This window comes from Nostoc sp. NMS8, from assembly GCF_017115045.1.
Classification (GTDB): Bacteria; Cyanobacteriota; Cyanobacteriia; order Cyanobacteriales; family Nostocaceae; genus Nostoc.
The window spans coordinates 1-26,326 of record NZ_JABXKK010000064.1; the positions used below are offsets into that span (position 1 = coordinate 1).

The following is a 26,326-nucleotide window of genomic DNA, read 5'->3' on the forward strand; positions in this document are numbered from 1 at the left end:
AGAGGCTGTAAATTATATTACCGAAGATGATGCCTTCGGTTGGTTCAACCACTGTGGTCTATTTACCTGAAAATTGCTGTAAGATAGAGATTTTGGGATTCAAAATCGCAATTAGGAGTTCATTGAGTTTCTCGTAACGTGGCCCATCTTCTAGACCAAATACAGCCTTCAAAATTACCTGGAAAGAGATTGCTTGCATTGATGGCAGAACTGTAAAGGTTTGTCCAATCTGCCACTGACTAGTCACTTGTTCAGTGATGTCGCAAATTAATTCACCATAAGCTAGCATTCGTTCCCCATGTAAAGGTGGTGTCAATAGCTTTTGTTGTCGCTGATGAGGCTTTCCCTCCAGCGCCAGTAGTGATTGCCTTCCTAATAAAGGCGATATAATCCCTGCTGGCTCACCAGAGTCCAACTGCTTTGGATCTGTAGTAAAAATCTGTTGAATCGCTTGAGGATTGCTAATGAAAACTTGAGGAGCAGTATTTTGTCCTAGCTGAAGGGTGAAGATATCACCATAACGTTTAGCACAGTCTTCTATGTATTCTAATGGGTTCGTCAGCCATTGATACGTCTGTACCCAAGGGTGAGTTTGAGGGCCATTAGGCAATTTAAGTGCAGACATTTTTTTTATTAATCTCCCAATGATCAAAGCAAGATTGTTATCAGCCAGTCATTCATGCACCCGTAGATTGATTAATCTTAGACCACAGATTGGAGAGATGAACTTACCAATTCTTGAATCTGTCTTGGGGTTAATTCTTGCACATTACGCAAAACTACTGCTGCTCCGGCTGCTATTAGTGTTTCACTATAGGCATCACCACGCGCTGCTGTTTCCTGGACATGGGGTGGTAAAACCCCTACACCAATCCAAGAACGAGCAGAATCTAAACGCCGCGCTTTCTCGACGGTATACATATCTGCTACTGTATCTCCCACATACACTACAGCTAATTTTTGCTCAATTTCATTCTCTAACTTACTAACTGTAGCAAAAAGTCCCATGGGGTCTGGTTTACCTGGTGCATCCTCCATCGCAATCAACACCGGAGATTCTAAACCCAGACGTTTTTTCAATACATAGTTAGCAGAAGCACGAGTCGCACCGCTAAAAAATCCCCAAGCAATCCCAGCTTCGGTAAGTTGTTCTAAATAGCTAGGTTGTAATAATAAAGGTTCATTACAGATATACCCAGTAAAGTTATTTGGGTCTGTCCCACGGTAACGTGATTGAAAAAACGCAACGATCGCATCATAATCTAATTGCAGTTGTTCCCGGCTCTGTTGTTGAGTTTCAAAGTAGCGATAAATTAATTCTTGGGATGCTTCCCAATCGTTATTCCATACGCCTTCAGACTTTAGTTGGTCAATATCTAGTGGGGTTGGCCGATAGGCTTGGGTGGTAAAATATTCTACGGTATCTGCGATCGCCCGGCGATAAGAACCGCCAACATCGCGCACAACGCCATCAATATCGAAAATAGCGATCGCTTTTACAGAAGTTGGTTGAGTCATGGGGTAAGAAGCAAAAGAGTTTTACATCATCATAATGCGCTCATGACTCAGGTAAAAAATCGGGGTCAAGGGTTTGCTCTGGCGTGAAAGGAGATTGTTCGGGGAAGGTAGCCGCACCCAATTCAGTTTCATCAGCAGCCAAGAGTCTAGCATCGTCATAACACAGCCCGAAAACCTCATCAAAATAGGGTTTAAGGCTAGGACTTTCTTCTAGAGCTTGTCTGATGCGTTTGCGATGCTCCCGAATTGTTGCTCGCCAACTACCAGAGCGCTTCTCGGCTTGATATTTATACTTCAATAGGTGCATCAGCACCACTTCCAAATTGCTTCTTAGTGCTTTCTTTTCACTCCTGCCCATTGTTTCAATTTCATCAATCAAATTCTCCAAATCTAGTTCTGTGAGCCGACCTTGCTTGAGCAATTCTGCTGTGGTTTGAATCCACAGGTAAAAGTCTTGCTCATACAAATCTGAACCAGATGTTGTTTGAGATTGGGGCAGTTGGGCAGTCATAAGCATCTGTTTTAGCGCCGACTACATCTTATGCTAGCCCAATCCAATCACTGTTTGGTCATTTGATAGGGTATTGCGTTAAAATAAGCGATCGCTATCCTTGTTAAATAATGCCCGGAAATTCCCGGAGGTGTGATTGACCAAGTTTATTTTGAAAATTCTGTGGTTAGACGAGAACGTTGCTCTCGCAGTCGATCAAGTTGTAGGCAAAGGCACCAGTCCCTTGACTAAGTACTTTTTTTGGCCCAGAAATGACGCCTGGGAAGAGTTAAAAAAGGAATTAGAGTCCAAACATTGGATTACTGACCTGGATCGTGTCGAGTTGCTTAACAAAGCGACAGAAGTGATTAACTACTGGCAAGAGGAAGGCAGAAACCGTCCAATGGCAGAAGCTCAGTTGAAATTTCCTGAAGTTGCCTTTACAGGTAGCGCTTGATATTACACAATTAGCTATTGTCCTGTTCTACAAGCTGCCACAGTTTGATAGTCTTGTCCCGGCTGCCGCTTGCAATTAATTGTATAACTTTGCTCACAGCAACAGCGGATACTGAGTCTACATGACCAGAGAGAGTAACAATCTCTTCTGCTGTGCTTACCCTCCAAAGTTTAACTGTTTTGTCGCAACTTGCACTTAGGAGCGTTTCACCATCGGCAGTAAAAGCCACAGCCACCACAGACCAAGAATGGCCTACAAGTGTGCCAATTAGCTGACCCGTGTTTACCTCCCACAATTTAATAGTGTTATCATCACTACCCGTCGCCAAAATTTGACCATCTGGACTAAAAGCGACTGTCAGAACCGCCCATGCATGACCCGAAAGGGTGCTTAACAAGCTATAGCATGGGCGGTTTTGAATAGGGGCAGGGGGCAGGGGGAAAGGGGGAATTTCCTGCGCCCCTTGTGGATAGTCTTTTAACTCAGCACTATTCATATCCCCCTGCCCCCTGCTCCCTGCTCCCCTGCTTCTTGTTGGTATCTGCCACAAGCGAATTGTTCTGTCATAACTAGCACTAGCTAAAAGCTGTCCTTGGGGACTAAATGCTACTGAATTTACCTGTAATTGGTGTCCAGTTATGGTGCAAATTTCTCTGCCAGTATTGACATCCCAGAGTTTGATTGTCTTATCCCAGCTACCACTAGCAAGAATCTGCCCATCTGGACTGAAAGCAACTGATTTTACGGCGTGTGAGTGTCCCAACAGGGTGCAGATTTCTTTTAATGTCTCAACCTGCCACAATTTGATAGTTTTATCATCGCTAGCAGTTGCCAAAATTTGACCATCTGGACTAAAGGCAACTGATTTTACCGCTTGGGAATGTCCTGATAAGCTAGCTAGGAGTTTTTGAGTATTTAGATTCCACAATTTGACAATTTTATCATCACTAGCACTGGCTAAAGTTTTACTGTCAGGACTCATGGCAAGGGCATTCACACTACTCAATGTCCCAGAATGCCCAGTTAAAGTATGCAAGCATCGCCAAGGAGGATTTGGTAATTTAAAATTTTGAGTTTTACATTCCATACCCATTGCTTGCATAACTTCATTAGCCGATTGAAAGCGACGGTCAACAGCATTTTGCAGTAGCTTGTCGAGAATTTGCGCCAAGCGTGGACTTTTTGAGTCTTGTCGCCAGACATCCGTAACCTTACTAGTAAGATATTGTTGCCAGACCCAGCAATCATTTGCAATATCAAATAAATCAAAGGGAGGAATCTGGGTCAGTAAGTAAATACAAGTAACACCCAAGCTATATAAGTCACTCGCAAAAACCGCTTTTCCTCTTGTTTGTTCTGGTGCAGCGTATTCTGAGCTACCGATACTGCTTTCAGATGTTAGCCAATCAATTTCTGTGACGATTTTCGCCGTGCTAAAATCAACCATGACGAAATCCCCCTTCTTGGTAATTGGGGATCTACGGATGATATTTTGGGGTTTGATATCGCGGTGGATGATATGGCGATCGCTAATAAACTGCAAAACTGGCAACACATCTTCTAAAAGTTGCCAAATCTGAGTTTCATTAAAAGCGCCCTCTTCTTCAACCACCTGAGCTAAATTAGTGCCTGCAATAAACTCCTGCACTAAATAAAAATGCCCATTCTGCTCAAAATAAGCCAACAAAGCAGGAATTTGTGGATGCTTTCCTAATTCCTCTAGCTGTTTTGCCTTTTGCTGAAAAGTTTTAAATGTTTCGGATTCCGGTGATGATTCTTGAACAACGCAAGGAATTGGCGGAAACTGACCTTCATCTACAGCGAGGAAAGTTTTACAGAATCCCCCTTTACCAATCGGCTTGAGTAAACGATAACGTTCTTGTAAAAGCAAAATTTCCCTACCTATAAGGTGAGCAAAATGCCCTGTTTTTTGTAAGGGCACAACAATGTTATGCCCCTACCTCATGTTCCTGATGTTACTTATCTTCGGGAAAATTCACAACTATAGATGGATAACCGTTTTCTGAGGTTGGCTGTGCTTTAGTAACTACTGGTTGCGGATGCAAAGGTGTTGGTGTTAATTCACCTTTACCAGTTTGATTCCATAAAATCATGGATAGTAGCCCATCCACTAAGCCGTTATTGCTGCCGTTACTGCCAACTAAGACATCTGGAATCAAACGGACATTGCGATCGCCGATAATCTGCATTAGTTGCATTGCTGTATAACCTTGTGGCCCCAAGGCTTCCACACCAGCGCGGTAGGTTTCAGCTTTGGCGTTACCTGTGGCTCGGATACCTTCAGCCTCAGCAATTGCCCGGAGTTTTGTACCTTCAGCTTCACCGTTCGCCTGCTTAATTTGGGCTTGCGCTTTCAAGTCAGCAATATGCACACTTTGCTCCGATTTCACCATTTCTTGCTGAATATTAGCCAGTGCCGTTTCCCGAACAAGCTGCTGTCGTTGGGTTTGCGCCATCTGCTGGACTTCATAAGTCTTGCGTTCTTCTTCGGCAATTTTTCGGTCTGTTTGTGTCTGCATTAACGATGCTGGTGGCTTAATATCACCAATCAGGGTGTCGATCGCTTGCACATCATAAGCCCGTAATGCTGTTTTAATATACTCAGCAGCCTCAGATTGTCGCTCACTCCGAGCAGTGAGAAAGTCTAGTACAGTATAGTCTTGGGCTGAGTTGCGGAAATAATTCCCGATAGTCGGTTCTAATACATGGTCTACCAGATTTTGCATTGCACCGACGCGAGAAATTACCTTCGGCGCATCTAAAGCACCGACATGAATAATTTGGGCTACTTCCAAATCAAAGGCAAAACCATCACGCGATCGCACTGTCAAGGAAGCTAGTTGAGCATCATAGCTGTGGCGTTCGGTACGATCTGACCAATTTAATACAATGTTGGTCGTTGGCACCAGTTCCATCTTCATGATCCGGGAATTAATCGGGTGCTTGCCAGGATACAGCGGTTCAACCCACACGCCCTTATGTCCAGGATTCACCAAATTACCGTGGGTGAAAGCTGCACCGCTGACATCTTGATGTGCTTTACCCACGAAAGAAATCACTACACCCACATACCCAATGGGAATTTCCGTCATCGGTACTTGTTCAATCTGAACAAACCAAGGATTCAAGTTCCAAGAACCAGAAAGTAAAGTTTGCTCTTGTAAGCCTCGCCGTCCACCGCCATTAATAAATTTCTGACCATTTTGGAAGTTGTTGTGTTCTTCAATGATGGGGCCTGCGAGTTCACCAGCAGAAATTGGTACACCATCTAAAGTAGTAACAATGCCAACTTTATCAGATGCCAGACTGTACACCCGCAGCTGTTCTGGAGTCATGCCATGAGTGGCGGCATTTGATGCCATGATGACTTTGAATAAGGCGGTATTAATCCGGTACGTACCAGCCGTAAGAAAGCCCATTTGCCGCCCTTTTTCGCCGCCTTCGGTGAGGAATTTTCGAGCATCTTGGAAGTTGTCACAACCCACGATTTTACCCAAAATCCGCTCTGGTGGGTTGGATGCGCCATCTGCCGCTACAATCAAAGCGATTTCCCCTTGGGGAACGACAATTACCGATTCTTTTTTTACAGAATACTGCCAAGGCCAATAGCCCCAGTGCCAACCAGGGGCTAAAGTATCTGCCTGTAAGCCAGCTTCGCCGTTGAGGGCAATCAAGCTGCCGGCGGGTAGCCCACGCCCGGAAAGGGTAAATTTCCTAACTACAATGCCAACTTCACGTTCGCCAATTACTACAAGTCCGCCAAAGAATAGGGGGACGAATATAACTAAACCGCCGATAAGTACGATGGGAACCAGTACAACAGGATCGATTCCAGCAGCTTGATATTGAATCCTGCTAGTTTGTAATTGGGCAATATTAGATTTAGTCTGATTTAGCTGGACTGATGCTGGAGTAATTTCTTGTGCAGTAGTTATTTTGACAGAAGTAGCATTGGCAGAATGAATACTACTAGAGAGCGCTAACGTTGCTACGACCGATGCTGCAAAACGAGCTACCTTATTTTGTTTACGAGTACCAAGCAAAGATGAAAGGCTTTTCATAATTTGTGCCCAAAAGGGCAACTAATTAGTTAATTTAACACTCCACTAAAGCTTGGCTCAATTTCTTAAACTTGGCGTAATTTTTTTTAAATTAATAAATATTTTATTTTGTAGGTTGGACATTGCCCAACCTACAAATTTGAAATAGAAATTGAATTTAGACCGAACCGCCAGCGGCTTGAAACCGAGCGCGGGCGCGTTTGAAGGCTTGGTTCGCTTGGATTTGGGCTTGGCGATCGTCGGCGGAAACTTGAGTCAGCCGCGCTTCTGCTTGGTTGTAAGCGGTACGGGCTTCATCAAGGTTAATTTTGTCGCCACGTTCAGCGCCGTTAACCAGAATTGTCACTTCATTTTCTTCGACTTCGGCAAAGCCACCCAAAAGAGCGATCGCTTCCCAATTCTGATTTTTCGCAGCACGGACTCGCATGACACCAGTATCTAGAGCGGTCAAAAGTGGTGCGTGTCCAGTTAAGATACCTAGTTGACCAGTCGTGCTAGGCAAAACCACTTCTTCAGCTGGAGCATCCCAGACTGTTTTATCTGGGGAAATTACACGAACGGTTAATGTCATTTGTCCTTTGTCCTTCGTCCTTTGTCCTACCCTACGGGAAGCCGCCCAAAGGGCGTCTATGTCTTTTGTAATTGCCATTAGTCATTAGCAGTTGAACTAATGACTAATGACCCTTCGGGTTCGCCAGTTGCTCATGGGGGAAACCCCCAAGACCGCACTGGCTCACCAATCACTAATGACTAACCTTTGATTTTTTCAGCTTTGGCGATCGCTTCGTTAATATCGCCAACCAAGTAGAAAGCCTGTTCTGGTAGAGCATCCAATTCACCAGACAGAATCTTTTGGAATCCTTTAATGGTGTCTTCTAACTTCACGTACTTACCAGGAGAACCGGTGAATACTTCTGCAACAAAGAACGGCTGAGACAAGAAACGCTCAACTTTCCGGGCCCGCGCGACGATGAGACGGTCTTCTTCAGACAATTCATCTAGACCGAGAATTGCGATAATGTCTTGGAGTTCTTTATAACGTTGCAGAGTTGATTGCACCGCACGAGCAGTACTGTAGTGTTCTTCACCGACAATATTGGGCTGAAGCATGGTGGAAGTGGAACCCAGGGGGTCAACTGCGGGGTAAATTCCTTTAGCTGCCAAACCACGAGATAGCACTGTTGTACCATCCAAGTGGGCGAAGGTGGTAGCAGGTGCGGGGTCGGTGAGGTCATCCGCAGGTACGTACACTGCTTGAATGGAGGTAATGGAACCCTCGGTAGTCGAGGTAATCCGCTCTTGCAGTTCACCTACGTCGGTTCCCAATGTGGGCTGATATCCCACCGCTGAAGGCATCCGACCTAGTAGCGCCGATACTTCTGAACCTGCTTGGACAAACCGGAAGATGTTATCAATAAACAACAGCACGTCCTGCTTGTTCACATCGCGGAAGTATTCTGCTACTGTCAATCCCGAAAGACCAACCCGCATTCTGGCTCCGGGTGGCTCGTTCATTTGACCGTAAACTAGAGCAATTTTTGATTCGTTGAGGTTCTCGTTATTGATCACCCCAGATTCAATCATTTCGTTGTAGAGGTCATTACCTTCACGGGTGCGTTCACCCACGCCAGCAAAAACGGATACTCCACCGTGCTGAGTAGCGATGTTGTTGATCAACTCCATCATGATCACGGTTTTACCAACACCAGCACCGCCGAACAGACCAATCTTACCGCCGCGTCGATAGGGAGTCAGAAGGTCAACAACTTTAATCCCAGTCTCAAACACCGAAGGTTTGGTTTCCAGGTCGGTGAATTTGGGAGCAGAGCGGTGGATGGGTAGAGTTGCCTCAGCATTTACTGGGCCTCTGTTGTCCACAGGTTCGCCAAGGACGTTGAAAATTCGGCCCAAAGTGGCTTTACCAACTGGTACGCTGATGGGAGCGCCTGTATCGGTGACTTCAAAACCGCGGACTAAGCCTTCGGTAGAACTCATCGCCACAGTCCGCACCTGGTTGTCGCCCAGAAGTTGCTGTACTTCAATGGTGATGTTGATTTCCTGTCCAGCTTCGTTGGTGCCTTTGATTTTCAAGGCGTTGTAGATTTGTGGCAATTTCCCGCCGGGAAATTTAACGTCTACAACTGGGCCAATGATTTGGGTAATGTAACCAATGTTTGTTTTTTCTGCGGTTGTTACCATGCTGCGCCTAATGAGTGAAGCTAGATTTCAGATAAGGTCGTAGAAGACATAAAATTAAACAATGTCACCTTTCAGATTAGCACTGAACGCCCCTACTCTACGCCATAAATTGATCCTTAAGACTAGGGTTTGGGGATCGATATCAGGCTAACCTAAAATCAGTAGTTAGAGTATTTTTTTATTTGGAAGTCCCTTAACTGAGGATTGCTGTTGTTATTTGCTCTCTGACAACGCTTTTCAAGTAATTTAACTACACTACTTCCCACTCCCGTCTAAGAGGTTGTTTGAAAAGTGTTTCGCTGTGACTTTAGGCACTTTAGATCCCCCCTTACCCCCCTTTTTAAGGGGGGAACCGGAATCAAAGTCCCCCTTTTTAAGGGGGATTTAGGGGGATCTAAAATTTTTGATACTGATAAGAGGACTTTTCAAACATCCTCTAAGTTGTAATTTAAATACCTGAAAATTGCTGTATAAACTTAGATACAAAAAAGCGCTTTTAGCCCAGCCGTAATACCTGCGGTTTTTGCTAGTCTACGCTTCATCCTCACACTTTCACCGAACAACAGCTTATGAATTTCTCGTCAGCACGACAATATTTTTACCAGGAGATTCAGCAGTCTGACGAGCATATTGACTTAGCAAAGGCAGCTTTGTATATTGCACAAGAAGAATATCCCAATTTAGACCCAGAAGAATACCTCAATGCCCTTGAGACAATGGCATGGGAGCTTCAAGAACGCCTGCCTGATTCACGATATCCTTTGCGGATAGTTCAAGGTATTAATCAGTATCTCTACGAAGATTTAAAATTTTCTGGTAATAAAATTGACTATTACGACCCGCGCAACAGCTTTTTCAATGATGTAATTGACCGCCGATTGGGGATTCCCATTACCTTAGCACTGGTTTACCTGGAGGTTGCGCGAAGGATTGATTTTCCGATGGTGGGTGTGGGGATGCCAGGACATTTCTTGATTCGCCCAGATATTCCCGATATAGAAATTTTTGTGGATGCCTTCAATGGGGGTGAAATAATATTTGCCCAAGATTGCGAAGAACGCCTATCTCAACTTTATCAGCAACCTGTAACGCTACAACCAGAATTTTTAGCCGTAGTCAGTAATCGGCAATTTTTGGCACGGATGCTGACAAATTTAAAATTTATTTACCTTGAAAAGCAAAAATTAGAAAAAACGCTGGCAGCAGTTGAACGAATTTTGTTGCTATTTCCTGGTTTAACTTTAGAATTGCGCGATCGCGGTTTGATTTACTATCAACTCGGTTACTACCCCCAAGCCATAGACGATTTACAAAATTATTTAACAAAAATTCCCGATGCCGAAGATGCCTCTGTGATTCGGCGGCTACTTACCGAATTGGGTAAAGGTGGGTAAGGAGTGGGGGATGAGGGAGCAGGGGACGCAGGGGAAGCATGGGGAGAAATTAACAATGCCCAATGCCCAATGCCCAATTACGAATTATTTTGTTCTTCTGCAACTCGTTTGAGGCGGCGCAGCTGGGCCTGCATATCTTGTTTTGTCCAAGATGCAGCAAAAGTGTTAAAGCCCCAACTAACTAAGGGGTTGGGGATATCGTACTCAAAGCGGTTGAGTAAAAGCGTTCCCTTTTCTGTGGGTTGACATTCCCAGCGATCGCGCCCTTGAAAAAATCCCTGAAATTCCCAAACTACCAAACCCGGTTGTCGTTCTACAACTACGCTATTCAAGGTGGGTTTTATTAGAGGAATTTGAATAATAAAACGACTTTTACTGCCGACATCAGTACTCCAAGCTTCGCCCACAGGTTCGCAACGGAGAACGGGGTTGAGCCAACGGTGCATGAGAGCTAAATCGCTAATACAGCGCTCCACCACCGTAGCTGTAGCATTAATTTGAATCGATTGTTCCAAAACTTGGGACATTCCACATCTTTGGTGCTGTTGCTGCAATTAGAGTAACGCAAAATTTTGGGGAATGGGGAAGGGAGATGAGGGAGCAGGGGGAGCAGGGGGGAACCAATACCCAATGCCTCGCCCAATGCCCAATGAATTGATATATATGTATGTGTTTACTGGTAAATTGATAGGCAAAACACTGACTCAGTGTTTGCGGCGAATACTTAAGCATAATTCCCGAAAACCATGAACACGACTTGGCAAGAAATAACCCAGGTGATGTCTACGACGGGCTACGCCTACGGAGTTGGTTTATCCACGAGGGCGCAGCAATTTTTGGCACAATCATCGCCTAGCCTGCAACCAATACAACCAGCAGTGAATCAAGGAATCGCTGATGTGCAAGGTATTGTACAACAGTTGATTCTGTTTACGCCTCGTCTTTTAGGGGCGGTAGCAATCTTACTAGTAGGTTGGCTGATTGCAGCGATCGCAGCGGCACTGACGCAAGGAATCCTCAAGCGCACGAACATAGATAACCGCATTGCCGCTGGGATAACGGGTCGTCAAGATGTTCCCCAAGTGGAGAAATTAATCTCCAGCTTAGTCTTTTGGAGCGTTATCCTGTTAACTGCGGTAGCTGTTTTACAGACGTTGGATCTGGAAATAGCCTCTCGACCTCTGAATAATTTTCTCAATCAACTTATTGGCTTTTTGCCAAAGTTGGTTGGTGCCGGAATCATTTTGGTAGCAGCCTGGTTTTTGGCGACCATTGTGAGGATTATCACTGTGCGCTCATTACAGGCATTTAACCTGGATGAGCGTTTGAATCCAGAACCAGAAGACAGAACACCCAGCCTCAATCAGCTGTCTCTGAGCGAGACGATTGGCAACGCTCTGTATTGGTTTATATTTTTGCTGTTTCTCGCTCCAATTTTGGATACTCTCGGACTACAGCAAGCTTTACAACCAGTACAAGCTCTAATTACAGAAGTTCTGCTAATTCTGCCGAACATTTTAGCGGCGATCTTGATTGCTGTAGTTGGCTGGTTCATCGCTAATGTAGTACGGCGGATTGTGACGAACTTGCTGGCGACAACTGGTCTTGACCATTTAGGTAGTCGCTTGGGATTATCCTCAGCTGCGGGGGTGCAACCTCTATCGAGTATTATCGGCACAATTGTCTATGTTTTGATTTTGATTCCTGTGGCGATCGCGGCGCTCAATGCCTTGCGAATTGATGCGATATCAATACCTGCGATCGCCATGCTGCAACAGGTTCTCAACGCTCTACCTGCCATCTTTACAGCCGTGGCAATTTTGATTGTTGCCTATTTCGTGGGGCGGTTTATCGCGGACTTGGTTACAAGTATCCTCACCAATTTAGGGTTTAATAACATTTTCACTATTTTGGGTCTGACAACACCCAGCAGACGAATCGTTGTTTCAACAGAATCAACAACCCCCCCGATTCCAACCCGCACTCCATCGGAAATTGTCGGCATTGTTGCCTTAGTGGGTATCATGCTGTTTGCCACTGTGGCGGCGGTGAATATCTTGAATATTCCAGCCCTGACAGCATTAGTGTCTGGTATTGTGATTATATTCGGGCGGATTTTGGCAGGATTGGTGATTTTTGCCGTTGGCTTATTCTTGGCAAATCTGGCTTTTAACATCATTACCAGTTCCGGCGATCGCCAAGCCCAGATTTTGGGACAAGTGGCGCGGATTGCAATTATTGCCTTAGTCTCGGCAATGGCACTGCAACAAATTGGAGTTGCCAGTGATATTGTGAATTTAGCCTTTGGACTTTTACTAGGTGCGATCGCAGTTGCTATTGCCTTAGCTTTTGGTCTTGGAGGGCGCGATATTGCACGAGAGCAAGTTCAAGAATGGCTAAACTCTTTCAAAGGTAGAAACTAAAAGTTGATGAAGGCGCAATTTCATCAGACTTGGTAGTGAGTGTTGAGTAAGAAGCAGAGTACTCAGTACTCTGCACTCGGTAAGAGCAAGGCCTCTTGTGGGCGGTCTTTCAACTCAGCAATGGCTCAACCCTAGCTATCCGCTAACAGCACGGGCTAAACGCCCCGCTATCGCTAACGAAACTCAGTACTCTTCATGTTTCGAGTTTTAAAGCTCAATGGTAATAATCAGCGATCGCTCCAAGGAACAAGAGATACAGCAGATTTCAAGTTGGTGAGCTACAAAAATAACGGATAGCAGAAACCTTTCGGTTTCGGAGAGGGAGGCTGGGAGGGAGAGGTTAGTCGAACTCACGTTAAAATTAGTTGCTCTGTACCTCAATGACGAATTACGAATTCTCTGTGTTTCGTCCATTCAAATTTGTAATCATCAATACCAATTCAGTAAGGTCAATCGGTTTAGCTAGATGCATTTGGAAACCAGCATTAATTGCCCTTTGCCGCTCTTGCTCGGTGGCATAGGCAGTGATTGCTGCTGCTGGAATTTGTCCCCCAGCTTCAGCTTCAAGCGCTCTCACCTGACGAATCAGGGAAAAACCATCCTCCTCTGGCATCCCAATATCTGCTAGAAGCACATCATATTTGCTAGGAGATTCAGTTAAAGCAGCGATCGCTTCCCTTGCCGATGTCACAACCACTACTTCAGCCCCAAAGTCTTCTAACATCCACCTTAGTAAGTCGCGGCTATCCGCTTGATCGTCTACAACCAAGAGGCATAACCCTTCAAGGGTAAGGGGTGGATTTTTACCATCTTTACCATCTAATGTGTCCAGAGTCTCTGACAAAACGCTCGGCTCTAAATAAGTTGGCGATGTAATCTCCAACGGCATTGAGCGCAGAGGCAGCCTAACGGTGATCGTGGTTCCTAGTCCTTCACCTGGACTTTGCGCTTGAACTGTTCCACCGTGAAGTTCTACAACATGACGGACGATTGACAAGCCTAATCCAAGTCCCTGAGTTGTTTTGCTGCTGCTGGAATCTCCTTGGCGGAAGCGCTCAAAAACATAAGGCAGCAAGTCTGACTGGATGCCAATTCCTGTGTCGCTGATTCGAAGTTCAGCGTTAGTATATACAGCTTCGAGCATAATTCCCACTCGCCCACCGGCTGGAGTGAACTTAATCGCGTTAGAAAGTAAATTCCACAGAACTTGCTGTAAGCGATCAAAATCTCCGACAATTGTCGCCGAGTTCAAGTTTGAAACAATTTCAATACTTTTCGCCTCTGCGGAAAATTCGATAGACTCAATGGCGGCATTCACTACTGAAACCAAATCGATTAGACGAGTTTTTAAATGAAGCTTTCCACTCGTAATCCGCGAGATATCGAGCATATCATCGATTAACTGAGCTTGCACTTTAGCACTCCGCTCCACCACTTCCCAGGCACGAATAACTGCTGAAGAATCTAAATTGCGGGTGCGGAAAAGTTGCGCCCAGCCGAGTATACTATTGAGCGGGTTACGAAGTTCATGGGAGAGGTTCGACAGGAATTCATCTTTGGCTCGGTTGGCAATTTCCGCCTGTTGACGGGCTGACTGCTCTTGTGCTAAAAGCTTAGATCGCTGTAACTCGAACTGTTTGCGATCACTAATATCTTCAATGGTCAGCAAAATCATTTGGGCATCTCCCTGTTGAATAATTTTCCAACCATTGATCAGTATGGTTTTCTTCCCAATCCGCTCAAAACGATGCTCTACTTCCCAGTTTTCAATAGTGGTATCGTTGGCAATAATGTCTTCTAAGAGCGATCGCAGTTCTGGCAGGTTCCATTGACCGTTCCCTAGTTCAAAAATCAGAGATTGCCCTGTCTCTGATGGTGAAACCTGAAATGTTTCATAAAACGAGCGATTGGCTTTGTTCACCCGCAAATCAGAATCAAGGACGATTAACGGCACTTGTACCGTCTCTACAATCCCTTCAGCGTAATTCCGGGCTTGTTCTAACGTTACTGCACTGCGTTTAAGAACATCAATATCTATTAACACCAACACTATACCGTCAATCCTATTTTCTGTAGTGCGATAAGGACGGATGCGGAGGTTGTACCAATGTCCCCCCAGAGTTTGGACTTCTAATTCTTTGATGCTCAGTGTGTCAAGAACCTCCAAAATTAGAGTTTCTAACTCAGGAACATCGAGATTTGCTCTGATGTCGCTCAAAGGTCGTCCAGCATCGGCGGGAATCAAATTGAAAAGTCGCTGCGCCATCGGCGTAAAACGTCGAATGCGTAAGTCCAAAGTCAATATCAAAATGGGAATATTAATACTGGCAAGCAAATTGGTGAGATCGTTGTTAACTTGGTGTAATTCCAGATTTCGACTCCGAAGTTCTTCATTAGTGGTGTTGAGTTCTTCGTTGGTTGCCTGAATCTCTTCTTTGGCAGTTTCTAGCTCCTCATTGGTGCTTTGCAATTCTTCATTACTGGAGAGGATTTCTTCATTGGCAACTTTCAGGTCTTGATTGATATGCTCCTGCTCTTGGATCACCGCTTGTAGATATTCTTGAGTTGTAGCCCGCTCTTGGATGGCGGTTGCAAGTTCAAGCTTTAGCCGAACAATCTCCTGCGCTAAGTCTGACTGCTCTTCGCTCTCAAGATTTACTATGCTGGGGTTGTTAATTTTGGGTGGGGCTGATTCAAATAAAACCACAAAGTAGAGTTCTTCGCGAGTCCCAGGCTTGAATGGAATCACTTCAAGATTGATGATTTGTGAAAGATTGCCCTTTTCAATTTGTAACCCTTCTCTTCTAACTAGAATTTTTTGCCGTTGTGCCTGATAAATTGTCGCCCGTAGCTCGATGAGCAAGCCTTGGCGCACCATTTTGAATAAGTTAAGACTTGGTTTACCAGGTGCAAGTTTGAGGTAGAGATCGATTTCTCCCCGAAATTGCAGCACGTCCATCTTGTCGTTGATTACTACACCCACTGGGGCATAGCGATTCAAGATTAGTTTGTCAGTTTTTTTCTCTAAGTCAAACTCATCCGATGGATTCTGATTGGTCGCCTTTGATTCGTTGACTTTTACTATCGGATAATTGTTGTTAATGAACGAAAAAATTGGACGAATTGCAGTTAGCTTTTTGGCATAGATTTTATACTTTTTGTCAATTAGAGTAAACAAATCCGAATATTTACCTGTGCTTTCTGAAGTCCCTAGCAGTAAAAAGCCAGTCGGATTAAGACTGTAATGAAAGATGGGCAATATCCGTTTTTGCAACGTTTCGTCCAAGTAAATCAGTACATTCCGGCAGCTAATTAAATCTAAGTTAGAAAAAGGGGGATCGCTGCTTAAGTCTTGCCGGGCAAACACACATAGTTCACGCACAGCTTTACTAATTTGATATCCACCACCCTCAAGGGCATTAAAAAATCTGCGGCGGCTTTCTGATGAGACTTCCACCATTTGATTCTCTGCAAAAATACCCGCTCTGGCTTTGTCAATCGCTATTTCGCTGATGTCTGTGGCAAAAATTTGGATCGACGGCGAGGTTACTTTATTCGACAAAAACTCCAGCAAGGAGATAGCGATGGAATACACTTCTTCACCCGTCGAACACCCAGCTACCCAAATCCGAATCGGCAACTCTGCTGATTTGTTTTGGATGATGACAGGAAAGACTTGCTCTTTCAAAACTTGAAATGCTTCGGGATCGCGGAAAAAATGGGTGACGTGGATCAGAATTTCTTCATAGAGCGCCTTGACTTCACCCGGATTGTTTTGCAAATATTCGGCATAATCCTCCAAGCGGTGTAGTTTATACAACAGCATTCGCCGCTGAATTCGGCGCTCGATGGTATTGGGCTTGTAGTGGCTGAAGTCAACGCCAGTTAGCGATCGCAATAACACAAATATAATCTTTATGGTATTCCCCTGTTCGGGCAATTTATCAGCCGGGAGCAGTGGCAATGAGTTAGAAATAAAAGGATTGCGGCTGAGGTTTACCAGTTCTTCGGCGATTTTTTGCGGCGGTAGCACAAAATCCACATCCCCGGTGGCAACAGCAGTATTGGGCATACTATCGAATTTTGCCGTGTCTTCACACTGAGCAAAAGTCACGCCTCCAGCTGCCTTGATTGCCTTCAGCCCCAGTGAACCGTCTCCATCCGCTCCAGATAAAACTACTGCGATCGCTTTGTGCCCTCGATCTGCTGCCAATGAAGTAAAGAACGCATCAGCAGGCATATATTTCCCCTGAATTTTCTCTCGCGGCGTGAGCTGCAATACTCCATTAGACAAGATCATCTTAGTGTTAGGCGGAATCACGTAGACCTGGTTCGGTTCTACAGTCACGCCATCTTGCACTTCAGTGACGGGCATTTTAGTTGTTCTTGCCAGAATCTCGCTCAACAGACTTTTGTGGTTAGGATCTAAGTGTTGAACCAGCACAAATGCCATCCCTGTATCGGCAAGCAAATGCTTAAGTATCTGCGTAAATGCCTCTAATCCACCCGCAGAGGCGGCAATGCCAACGATGGGAAATAAAGCATCTGCCATGTCTTGCTGCTCTACGTCGAACGCTTCATTATCATTAGCGGTAGATTCAGATACAGGTTGCTCAGAGGGTTGATCGGATGTCATAAAATGAAGTTTAGCACTGCAATGGTTTGGTAAAACAGGTTTATATTTTAGATTCAGTTTACTGACTTCCGCCGTATTTAATGATAGCTTGAGTATAAATTAATTGAGTTAAGTCATTCATTTGATAAATCTTGAGATTAATCCTATAGTTGTCAATAAGTAGTTATTAATGCGACTAGAGAACTCGTATTTGATTTTTGAAAAAATCAGTACACATCTATATCCTTCCTTTTCTGTTTTCTTGCGAATCAAGTAAATTCAATAATTAAATAGGATTTTGATAGTTGACCTACTAAACATGAACTTTATCAGCATCGTTTAACATAACATCCTATTGTTAGAGTTCATGTTTGAATAGATGTTTGAATAGCGTATATCTTATATAAAATGTATATTTTATTAAGAATTTTCTAATACTAAGTAAGTCGGTGCTAATATTTTCAGCTATGTTAAGGAATTTTAATGTAGGGTGTGTTGTCGCAAAGCGCAACGCACCGTCAACAATCTTAGGTGCGTTAGCCTACGGCATAAGAGGATGTTTGAAAAGTCCTCTTGTCGGTATCAAAAATTTTAGATCCCCCTAAATCCCCCTTCAAAAGGGGGACTTTGATTCCGGTTCCCCCTTCAAAAGGGGGACTTTGATTCCGGTTCCCCCCTTCAAAAGGGGGGTTAGGGGGGATCTAAAGTGCCTAAAGTCACAGCGAAACACTTTTCAAACAACCTCTAACACACCCTACAGCTAATTTATATTTCTTGATATACATTGAATTTTTCTCACCGACTTACTTAGAAACATTTAAATTATTCCGATGAGCGATAACCTTTCCCTAAAGGGGTAGGGCAACGCATCTAAATATTAAAGATTAATAATCAAGGTAAAATCACTTCTTTGGGACGTATCCATCCCCTTTCCACAGGCGTTGAACCCTCGTAAATTAGCGAAGGTATTGTAAGATGCGTTCGCCCTGCACTTTTATCATTCCACCTGTTCTTGCAATCCCAGCTGATGCTCTTTGCGCCAAGCTTGAGGAGGTAAACCGTGATGTTGGCGAAACTGACGAGAGAAATGAGACACATCCTGATAGCCCAATGCTTTCGCTATCTTTTCGACTGTCTGATTATTATTTTGGAGTAAAAAACGCGCTCCCGCCATTCGGCGTTTGACAATCCAACAGTTTACAGTCTCTCCTGTCTGCCTTGCTACTCGATTAGTTAAGTAAGCAGGTGAGTAACCAACAGCAAGAGCTACATCACACAAAGTAATCCCTTGATGATAATAGGCTTCGATAAAGTCAAAAACTTCCTTCAATTGGGGAATGGAGGGAAAAATTGACTTAGAAGGAATGTTGGCTTCTCTATCAGACGCTACGGCCACACCTTCCGCGATCGCTGTAGTATCATCTATAAATGCTGATTTTGGAGCTTTCTCGAAATTCATAGAACACCAGTATTGAAGAGTAGCTTGCTTTTCCAAGCGAGTAGCGATCGCTCTGAGCAATTCATCTAGTGTCGAGGGTTTGGTAAGATAGTCATCTGCTCCCAATTCCATAGCTTTGCGAACATCTGCTCTGGTGCTACTGCCAGTCAAAAAAATGAAAGGAATAATTGCTGTCACAGGATCTTGGCGTAGCGTATTTAAAACGCTATAACCATCCATGTCGGGCATTGTAATATCGCAAATCACTAAGTCGGGTATATCCTTTTGTGCTTGTTGGATACCAATACGACCGTTTTGAGCGCCTATGATATCAAAACCTTTAGCCTCAAGACCCTTTAAATAAAGATTGCGGGTAACGCTATCATCTTCAATAACGAGAATTTTCTTTGACGATTCGGACATCATTTTCCATTACTATAATTGTTTACAGAAGCTAATTACTACACTCTTTGGTCAGTATCTAAGAGGTTCTTTGAAAAGTATTTCGCTGTGACTTTACGTACTTTTAGATCCCCCCTAACCCCCCTTTTTAAGGGGGAACCGGAGTTAAAGTCCCCCTTAAAAAGGGGGATTTAGGGGGATCTAGAACGTTCTGCTACCAAGAAGAGGACTTTTCAAACAACCCCTAAATAGGCATGAAATTAATTACCTCGTTCTGAGAGTTATGATTGTTAAGTTTTTAATTAACAACTATGCTTCATTTCGACACTCATAACTAGGAACAAGTAAACTCTGATTTCATTAATGGCAGCATTACAGTAAACTTAGTGCCTACACCAACTTCACTTTCTACAGAAACTTGACCATGATGTAAATCTACAAGAGTTTTAAGAATCGATAATCCTAGTCCAGTACCAGGTATATGATCGATGTTACTACCACGGTAAAATGGCTCAAATATTCGTTGTTGATCTACTACTGAAATACCAATACCCTTATCTTGTACTTTGAAAATTAATTTTTCATTTTCGCAAGATACTTCAAAATCAATTCCAATATTTGGGCGAGAATACTTAATAGCATTATCAAGCAAATTCTTCAAAATAGGCTCTAACAATTTTTTATCTGTATAGGCTGTTAGAGAGTTATCTTGAGTTACAAAATTGATTGGGTTTTGGCTAACACTCATCTGCATTTGTGCAACTAAATTCTGACAAAACTGAACTAACTCAAGCGGTTTTGGCTCAAAGTTTAATTTTGCTGCTTCTGCCTTAGAGAAGAACAAAATATCATCCAACATCAGGCTTAGTTGTTCGGTAGCTTTTTGAATGTGATCTAGTAATGGTTGGATTTTCTTCTGTGTACGTTTGTCTACTTCTTCTTTTAATAAACTATTAGAAAATGAAACAATATTCAACGGAGTTCGGAATTGATGGCAAACCATAGAAAGAAAACGCGCTCTAAGTTCGCTAAGTTGTTTGGCTTGTTCTAAAGCTTGGTTAAGACCTAATTCTGCATATTTGTAATCGGTAATATCGATGCCTGCAATCATTTCTACTGGTTTTCCACCAAAATCCAGTCCTCCATCAAGTTTGGCAACCGCACAGGCTAGCCAGCGCTCTGTACCGTTTTTCGTCAAAATATTCATCTCCTGGTATTCAAAGTTAGCTGCTTGATTCGGCTTACGTACCTGCCTGCGTTTTTTGCTCTTAATCAGTCGGTGAATATCAAAACCTGTTAGCAGTTCCTCTTTTGTGTAGCCAGTGAGTTGCTCTACTGCCGGATTTATATAGCAAAGCCGCGTGCCTTGAATCAGAAAAGTGCTGGTATGTATTGTTTCTGCTAAAGTCCGAAATCTAGTTGCATTTAATCGTAATGCTTCTTCAGTCTGTTTGGATTCAGTAATATCCCAAATACTCCACACTCTCCCAATAATTTTGCCCTCAAGCAACTGAGGTTTAGAGTAGTGTGCAAAAACTCTCCCATCTTTTAACTCTAGAATGTCGTAGCTCTCAAAATCAGACTGGCTAGACACTTCCCAAATCAGGCGACTAAAAGCTTGTGGATCTTTAAGTTGGTTCTCAAAAAATGCTTTGCATCGAGGACATTTCTTAGATAATATTAATGACTCTGGGATCTGCCACATATCCACAAATTTCTGATTCAAGCTCAGAATATCTCCCTCAAAGTTAACTGCAACAACACCAATGGCAGTAGATTCGAGAGTAGAACGAAGCAAAGAAAGAGATGTTTCTAGTTCTACTTCTTTTGCCTTGAATTGAGAAAATTCCTGTTGTAAATTGTCTTTGGTATCCCTTAATTCATCAGTCCAGTTCTGTACACTCAATTCTACTATTTCATCAGTTTTTTCACGGGCAAAGACACAGCTAAATTCCATATATTGGTGTTTGACATGGTTCATAGATATTTCTACAAGAAATATCCGACTTCCTTTTGTCTGATAGCGAGATTTAAAGGTAAAGGAACTCCGTGAGCTAATATCTGACCAATTGTGTAGAGAAAAGTCTATATCTATATCATGTAGCCTCATGGAAAGTAATTCCTCACGGGAATACTCAGTCATCAGACAAGTGGCATCGTTGACGTAAAGAAATTGCGCGTTTGCTCCTAAACAAAAGGCAGCATCTACAGCGTGATTTATCAGGAAATGAGCAAACTTCATCTCTATTTCTGGTTGTAGTGCCCATTGATTGTTTGATATAGCTAGTGTATATTCGCCAGAATTCATATTCCTACTTCCCCTAGTAATCAATCAGCACCATAGGCATTGATGAGTTAACAGTCATAAATTACTAAAATATTTGGTGCATTCTTTGGCTGTTAAAAAATCAAATTAGCTAGTAAATTAACAAATGTTACCAATTAGCTTAACAAAACTTATCATACAGTAAAACGTAAATTATTGAACCAAATTTTCTCAAAAAAATCTAAATGTTTAAAAAATTGCCTATCGATTTAAAGAGCTTTTGATAGCAGCACAAAATTTAGACAAATCCAATTCAGATTAGTCAATAAACCTTATTAGATAAGAGTTAATAACTGTTATCTAAGTAAGTCGAAAAAACATTTTAAATTTCAATTAGCCCTGCACCAAAACTAACTGAATGGTTCACCAACCTAAAATTGCTGGGTTTCGACTGGGAAAAGTTAAAGGATAAAAATCTTTATCCTTTAACTTTTCCTTCGCCAAGGACTTTAGCGAACTACTAGTACACTGTGGCAGAAGTTGGCCTACCTTTAACCAGTTGCTTAAGTAGAGACAATTCATAGATTGCGCCTATCTGTCTGGTTAATTAAGATGGTAGTTGCATTTACGCCATGCTGTACTAGTGTAGAGTCGTTTGATTTTCAACATAAACGTGATGTGCAATGCTAGACCTGGCTTAAATGAACAAATTTCACTCATTTTTGCTTAATTTATCTTAACTTACTCTCTGATGTATCTAACTATATAAGAATATGATTAAACATCTGTCCTAAGAAGTACAATAATACCGAAATTATACGAATCTGCTTATGTATAACTTCGTGTTTGTTTTATCATAAACAAACACGAAGTTATACTAAGTACATAGAATTTAATTCTATGTCAAAAAAATATATTTTATCAAGTAATTACGTAGTCAACGCTTAGTCATCTCTCAAAAGAAATATAAAAAATTAATAAATGATGTCTTTTTCGTTACAAATAATTGACCTAAAGAGTTTTTGGTGACAATATAAAGACCGCTAAATCGGCTCATGCTTTAATTCGGATAAAAACTTGTATAAGTTCTAAAACAAAAGAATTGACAACTAGATCAAAAGATTTTCTATTGCAAATTTGGCAATGTACCGCTTTCTGCGTTCTCAAAATATCATCTTTCAGAGTGACTAAGTTGCAAATGTCATAATCACGACCAAAGCGAAAGAATTGACACCCAAATCAAAAGATTTTTTATTGCAAATTAGGTTTTCATCATAGCGATCATCACAAACTAAGAACCTCCCCAGGCGTTTCAGTAAATAGTAGGCGTAGCCCGCCGCAGGCATCGGTGTTATTAAAGTTATCTATATTAAGTTTTGCAAAGATTCTGAGACGTGTTTGAGTTCAGGTTAGTTGCTACTTTATACACCTTTACATCATTTAGTTTTTCCCCGCTAATTTAGTTAAGTACTGTAGTCATCACCATAGAAGCGAAAAATTTGACACCTACATCGAAAGATTTTTGATTGCACAACGGTCTTGGTCTACTTTATTCTGATCACAAGAAGCACAGATCCAACTGTTGTATACTTTTGGTAAAAATTTTTTGGTACTGCGCTCACGAGCATCAATCAGCAGCGATCAACCATTTCTACTATTGCCCAAGCTAGGTCATAGCTGTAGTAAACAACAGAGTTGTTTGTATTAAATATTTGTCGCGCTGCGATTGTAAATTAAAAGCCTTTGTGTAACTTTCTGTAATTACGTGAAACCAATGAGTCAAAACTATACTGGTTCAAACTCTCCTCCCATCACCACTGAGCCATACAAGGAACTTTCAGAGAACAGATATGTAGAATCTGTGTCTGACTCCCGCAAGGTTGATGAATCGGAGAATAATGGGGGAATTCAGCCTTTTTTAAACGATCAAACAACCCCAACGCTCTCAGTTGCCGATGCGATCGCTCAAATGTTGGAAAATTTGGGAGTAAGCTACGCTTTTGGTGTCGCAGGTGGTGCAATGGCCAGCCTTTGGGGTGCGCTATCCAATAGCACTATAGAGGTGTTGAACTTCCGCCATGAAGCTGGAGCCGCATTTGCAGCTACCGAAGCTTACTTTGCTAATAATCGCCCCACTGTAGTTTTTACCACAGCAGGGCCGGGGATCACCAACGCCATCACCGGATTATTTGCGGCTCGTGGTGAAGGTGCTAAGGTAATTTTACTATCAGCTTGCACCTCAGCACCGCAGCGTGGACGTTGGGCAATTCAAGAAACCAGCACTTATACCTTGCCAAGTGGAGGGATTTTTACCTCAGGAGCGCTGTTCAACTATGCAACCACTATTGAATCTGCGGCTCAACTACCACAGATTTTTCGTAAACTTGCATTAGCGATGGCGCAACCAGGCGGATTTGTTGCCCATTTGAGCATTCCCACAGCTGTGCAAACAAGTTTAGTTGAGGATATAGCCTTACCCCAACTAGATGTTTCTCCGTTTCCAATGACTGCTTCTAAAGAAGCGATCGCTAAATCTGTAGAGTTATTATCATCTGGCCCCTTTGCTATCTGGGTTGGTTTCGGTGCGCGTGATGCAGCAGCCGAAATCCGCCAACTCGCTGAAAAAACCGGAGCAGCCGTCATCTGTTCACCACGTGGTAAAGGTATCTTCCCTGAAGATCATCCCCAATTTGTGGGAGTCACAGGTTTAGGCGGTCACACTTCCGTCTTAACTTATATGGAAGAACAACCTCCACTACGTACACTCGTATTAGGAACTCGCCTTGGTGAACCGACCTCCTTTTGGAGTTCGGCGCTAGTTCCAAAAGGAGGTTTTGTCCATGTCGATATTGATCCAGAAGTACCAGGAGTAGCCTATCCCCACATTGAAACTTTCGGAGTTCGCTCTGACATCAAAGCTTTTGTGAAAGAGTTGTTGCAGCAATTACCAGATGCTCCTCATTCCACAATGTCCTTACCTCGTCCAGAACATAAAGCAATTGAACCTGCACCAGACGTAGATTATCCAGTGCGGCCAGAAGTATTGATGGCAGCAATTCAAAAGATCGTTGTTGAGGGTAGCAATGCGGTAGTCATGGCAGAGTGCGGTAACTCCTTTACTTGGTCAACTCATCTACTGCAATTTGCCGAAGCCAATCGTTACCGAGTCAGCACCGGAGTCGGCGCAATGGGTCACGCTGTTACTGGAGTGTTGGGTGCAGCGCTGGCGAACAATAGCAAAGCTGTAAGTATTGTTGGCGATGGGGCAATGCTAATGAATAACGAAATCAGCACAGCCGTGAAATACAAAATTCCTGCAATCTGGATTGTACTCAACGATGCGCGTTACAACATGTGCCATCAAGGGATGAAAATCTTGGGATTAAAAGGTGCAGATGCAACACTTCCACCCACAAACTTCGCCATGATTGCTCGTGGAATGGGAGCAGAAGCGATCGTAGTCGTCAGAGAGTCGGATATTGAACCAGCATTAGAACAAGCGATCGCATCAAATGTTCCCTTTCTGATCGATGTCGTGATTGACGCCGATCGACCAGCACCCTCTGGTGGACGTAATAAGAGTTTGGCTGCACAAGGAGTCAAATCAAGTTCGGCTAAAAATCCAGCCAAGCAAGTTTCATTTCCAATGATTTGACTTTAAAAGCTTGCAATCTCATTCAATTTTTATAGACATTAAAACACTCCAAGAAAGCGGAATTTACAACGCTGTTTGGATTCGTCTATTCAGCAAAGGATGAATTTAGATGATGACAAAAACTTTATTCCAGCCAAAAACCATACCCAGGAAACTGGAATTTCAAATTTTCGATTTTTTGAACACCAAGTTTTTTCTAACTTCATCCTATCTTAATCTTCGGGAGTGTTTTTATGTCTATATCTTTACATTTTGTAATGGTCATTACTTTCTCTAACCAAGTCCAAACAATATCGAGAGGTGAAAATGCTGCTATTTGAAACTGTTAGAGAAATGGGTCACGAACAAGTTCTCTTTTGTCATGGTAAAAATCCTGAAATTAAGGCAATTATTGCCATCCATGATACGACCTTGGGCCCAGCAATGGGAGCTACGAGACTCATGCCTTATGTCAATGAAGAAGCTGCTTTAAAAGATGCACTTCGTCTAAGTCGGGGTATGACATATAAAGCTGCCTGTGCAAATATTCCGGCTGGTGGCGGTAAAGCAGTCATTATCGCTAATCCTGAAAATAAAACAGATGAGCTATTGAGAGCTTACGGACGTTTTGTTGATAGCTTGAATGGGCGTTTTATTACCGGACAAGATGTTAATATTACCCCTGACGATGTGCGGACAATTAGTCAAGAAACTCAATATGTTGTTGGAGTATCAGAAAAATCTGGTGGGCCTGCTCCCATAACATCACTAGGAGTTTTTCTAGGAATTAAAGCTGCTGTAGAATCTCGTTGGCAGAGCAAAAGACTTGATGGCATGAAAGTTGCAGTTCAAGGCTTAGGAAATGTCGGTAAAAATCTCTGTCGGCATTTACATGAGCATGATGTCCAACTTTTTGTTAGCGATGTAGATCCAACAAAAGCGGAAGAGATAAAACGACTTTTTGGGGCAACCGTTGTTGAACCAAGCGAAATTTACGCTCTTGACGTAGATATTTTTTCTCCTTGCGCCTTAGGAGGAATTCTTAATAGTCATACAATTCCTTTTCTGCAAGCTTCGATTATTGCTGGTGCAGCTAATAATCAATTGGATAATGAGCAACTACATAGTCAAATGCTTGCCAAAAAAGGGATTCTTTACAGTCCTGATTATGTAATTAATGCTGGAGGGCTAATTAATGTTTACAACGAAATGATTGGTTATGACGAACAAAAAGCTTTCAAACAAGTGCATAACATTTATGACACATTATTAGCAATTTTTGATATTGCTAAAGCCCAGGGAGTTACTACTAACGATGCTGCTAGACGATTAGCAGAAGACAGAATCAACAATAGTAAGCAGAACAAAACTCAAGCGATCGCCGCTTAATTGTTATTATCTTCAGGAG

15 protein-coding genes and 1 pseudogene are annotated in these 26,326 nt (G+C 42.9%); 5 read left to right on the forward strand and 11 right to left on the reverse strand.

Going from position 1 to position 26,326, the window contains the following annotated elements; translation table 11 throughout:
* Positions 1-91 precede the first annotated feature (91 nt).
* From HWQ39_RS11700 to HWQ39_RS11710, 3 genes and pseudogenes are all read right to left on the reverse strand, one after another.
* Positions 92-625: pseudogene (locus HWQ39_RS11700) on the reverse strand (cytochrome P450); the annotation flags it as partial.
* A 77-nt stretch (positions 626-702) separates the two neighbouring features.
* Positions 703-1,518: a TIGR01548 family HAD-type hydrolase gene (locus HWQ39_RS11705; protein ID WP_292844462.1), complete on the reverse strand. Its 816-nt coding sequence runs from the start codon at positions 1,516-1,518 to the stop codon at positions 703-705.
* A gap of 40 nt (positions 1,519-1,558) precedes the next feature.
* Positions 1,559-2,029, reverse strand: a complete 471-nt coding sequence (locus tag HWQ39_RS11710) for a DUF29 domain-containing protein (RefSeq protein WP_292844465.1) — start codon at positions 2,027-2,029, stop codon at positions 1,559-1,561.
* A 136-nt stretch (positions 2,030-2,165) separates the two neighbouring features.
* On the opposite strand from HWQ39_RS11710, the gene HWQ39_RS11715 reads away from it, so the two are divergent.
* The gene (locus HWQ39_RS11715) at positions 2,166-2,465 is read left to right on the forward strand and encodes a 30S ribosomal protein PSRP-3 (protein WP_094333099.1); all 300 of its coding nucleotides are present in this window, start codon (positions 2,166-2,168) and stop codon (positions 2,463-2,465) included.
* A 10-nt stretch (positions 2,466-2,475) separates the two neighbouring features.
* Here the strand turns inward: HWQ39_RS11715 and HWQ39_RS11720 are convergent, their stop codons facing one another.
* The 4 genes from HWQ39_RS11720 to atpD all read right to left on the reverse strand — a co-directional run bounded on the left by HWQ39_RS11720 (position 2,476) and on the right by atpD (position 8,746).
* Entirely contained in the window at positions 2,476-4,356 is a 1,881-nt protein-coding gene (locus tag HWQ39_RS11720; RefSeq protein WP_292844559.1) for a serine/threonine-protein kinase, read from the reverse strand.
* An 85-nt stretch (positions 4,357-4,441) separates the two neighbouring features.
* Positions 4,442-6,547, reverse strand: a complete 2,106-nt coding sequence (locus HWQ39_RS11725; protein ID WP_292844467.1) for a flotillin family protein — start codon at positions 6,545-6,547, stop codon at positions 4,442-4,444.
* A gap of 157 nt (positions 6,548-6,704) precedes the next feature.
* Positions 6,705-7,118, reverse strand: coding sequence for an ATP synthase F1 subunit epsilon (gene atpC, locus HWQ39_RS11730; RefSeq protein ID WP_292844562.1), 414 nt, complete (start codon positions 7,116-7,118; stop codon positions 6,705-6,707).
* A gap of 179 nt (positions 7,119-7,297) precedes the next feature.
* The gene (gene atpD / locus HWQ39_RS11735) at positions 7,298-8,746 is read right to left on the reverse strand and encodes a F0F1 ATP synthase subunit beta (RefSeq protein ID WP_292844469.1); all 1,449 of its coding nucleotides are present in this window, start codon (positions 8,744-8,746) and stop codon (positions 7,298-7,300) included.
* 569 nt (positions 8,747-9,315) lie between these two features.
* On the opposite strand from atpD, the gene HWQ39_RS11740 reads away from it, so the two are divergent.
* A complete protein-coding gene (locus HWQ39_RS11740) occupies positions 9,316-10,140 on the forward strand; it encodes a SirB1 family protein (RefSeq protein ID WP_292844471.1) in 825 nt (274 codons plus the stop codon).
* A 77-nt stretch (positions 10,141-10,217) separates the two neighbouring features.
* Here HWQ39_RS11740 and HWQ39_RS11745 read toward each other — a convergent pair whose 3' ends face one another.
* Positions 10,218-10,667 (reverse strand): SRPBCC family protein, encoded by a 450-nt coding sequence (locus HWQ39_RS11745; protein ID WP_292844473.1) that lies wholly within the window; start codon positions 10,665-10,667, stop codon positions 10,218-10,220.
* Positions 10,668-10,886: 219 nt separating this feature from the next.
* Between HWQ39_RS11745 and HWQ39_RS11750 the strand changes: the two genes are divergently transcribed.
* Positions 10,887-12,563 (forward strand): mechanosensitive ion channel, encoded by a 1,677-nt coding sequence (locus tag HWQ39_RS11750; RefSeq protein WP_292844476.1) that lies wholly within the window; start codon positions 10,887-10,889, stop codon positions 12,561-12,563.
* Positions 12,564-12,951: 388 nt separating this feature from the next.
* Here the strand turns inward: HWQ39_RS11750 and HWQ39_RS11755 are convergent, their stop codons facing one another.
* From HWQ39_RS11755 to HWQ39_RS11765, 3 genes are all read right to left on the reverse strand, one after another.
* Positions 12,952-17,199, reverse strand: coding sequence for a chemotaxis protein CheB (locus tag HWQ39_RS11755; RefSeq protein ID WP_292844479.1), 4,248 nt, complete (start codon positions 17,197-17,199; stop codon positions 12,952-12,954).
* 976 nt (positions 17,200-18,175) lie between these two features.
* Positions 18,176-19,042 (reverse strand): response regulator, encoded by an 867-nt coding sequence (locus tag HWQ39_RS11760; protein WP_292844482.1) that lies wholly within the window; start codon positions 19,040-19,042, stop codon positions 18,176-18,178.
* 310 nt (positions 19,043-19,352) lie between these two features.
* Positions 19,353-21,326 carry a scytonemin biosynthesis sensor histidine kinase gene (locus tag HWQ39_RS11765; protein WP_292844485.1) on the reverse strand — a complete coding sequence of 658 codons (1,974 nt, stop codon included), beginning with the start codon at positions 21,324-21,326 and terminating at the stop codon, positions 19,353-19,355.
* A gap of 1,732 nt (positions 21,327-23,058) precedes the next feature.
* On the opposite strand from HWQ39_RS11765, the gene scyA reads away from it, so the two are divergent.
* Both scyA and scyB read left to right on the forward strand, forming a co-directional pair.
* The gene (scyA, locus tag HWQ39_RS11770; RefSeq protein ID WP_292844488.1) at positions 23,059-24,939 is read left to right on the forward strand and encodes a scytonemin biosynthesis protein ScyA; all 1,881 of its coding nucleotides are present in this window, start codon (positions 23,059-23,061) and stop codon (positions 24,937-24,939) included.
* A 306-nt stretch (positions 24,940-25,245) separates the two neighbouring features.
* On the forward strand, positions 25,246-26,307 hold the full coding sequence (gene scyB / locus HWQ39_RS11775; protein ID WP_292844491.1) for a tryptophan dehydrogenase ScyB: 1,062 nt from the start codon (positions 25,246-25,248) through the stop codon (positions 26,305-26,307).
* Positions 26,308-26,326: the final 19 nt, after the last annotated feature.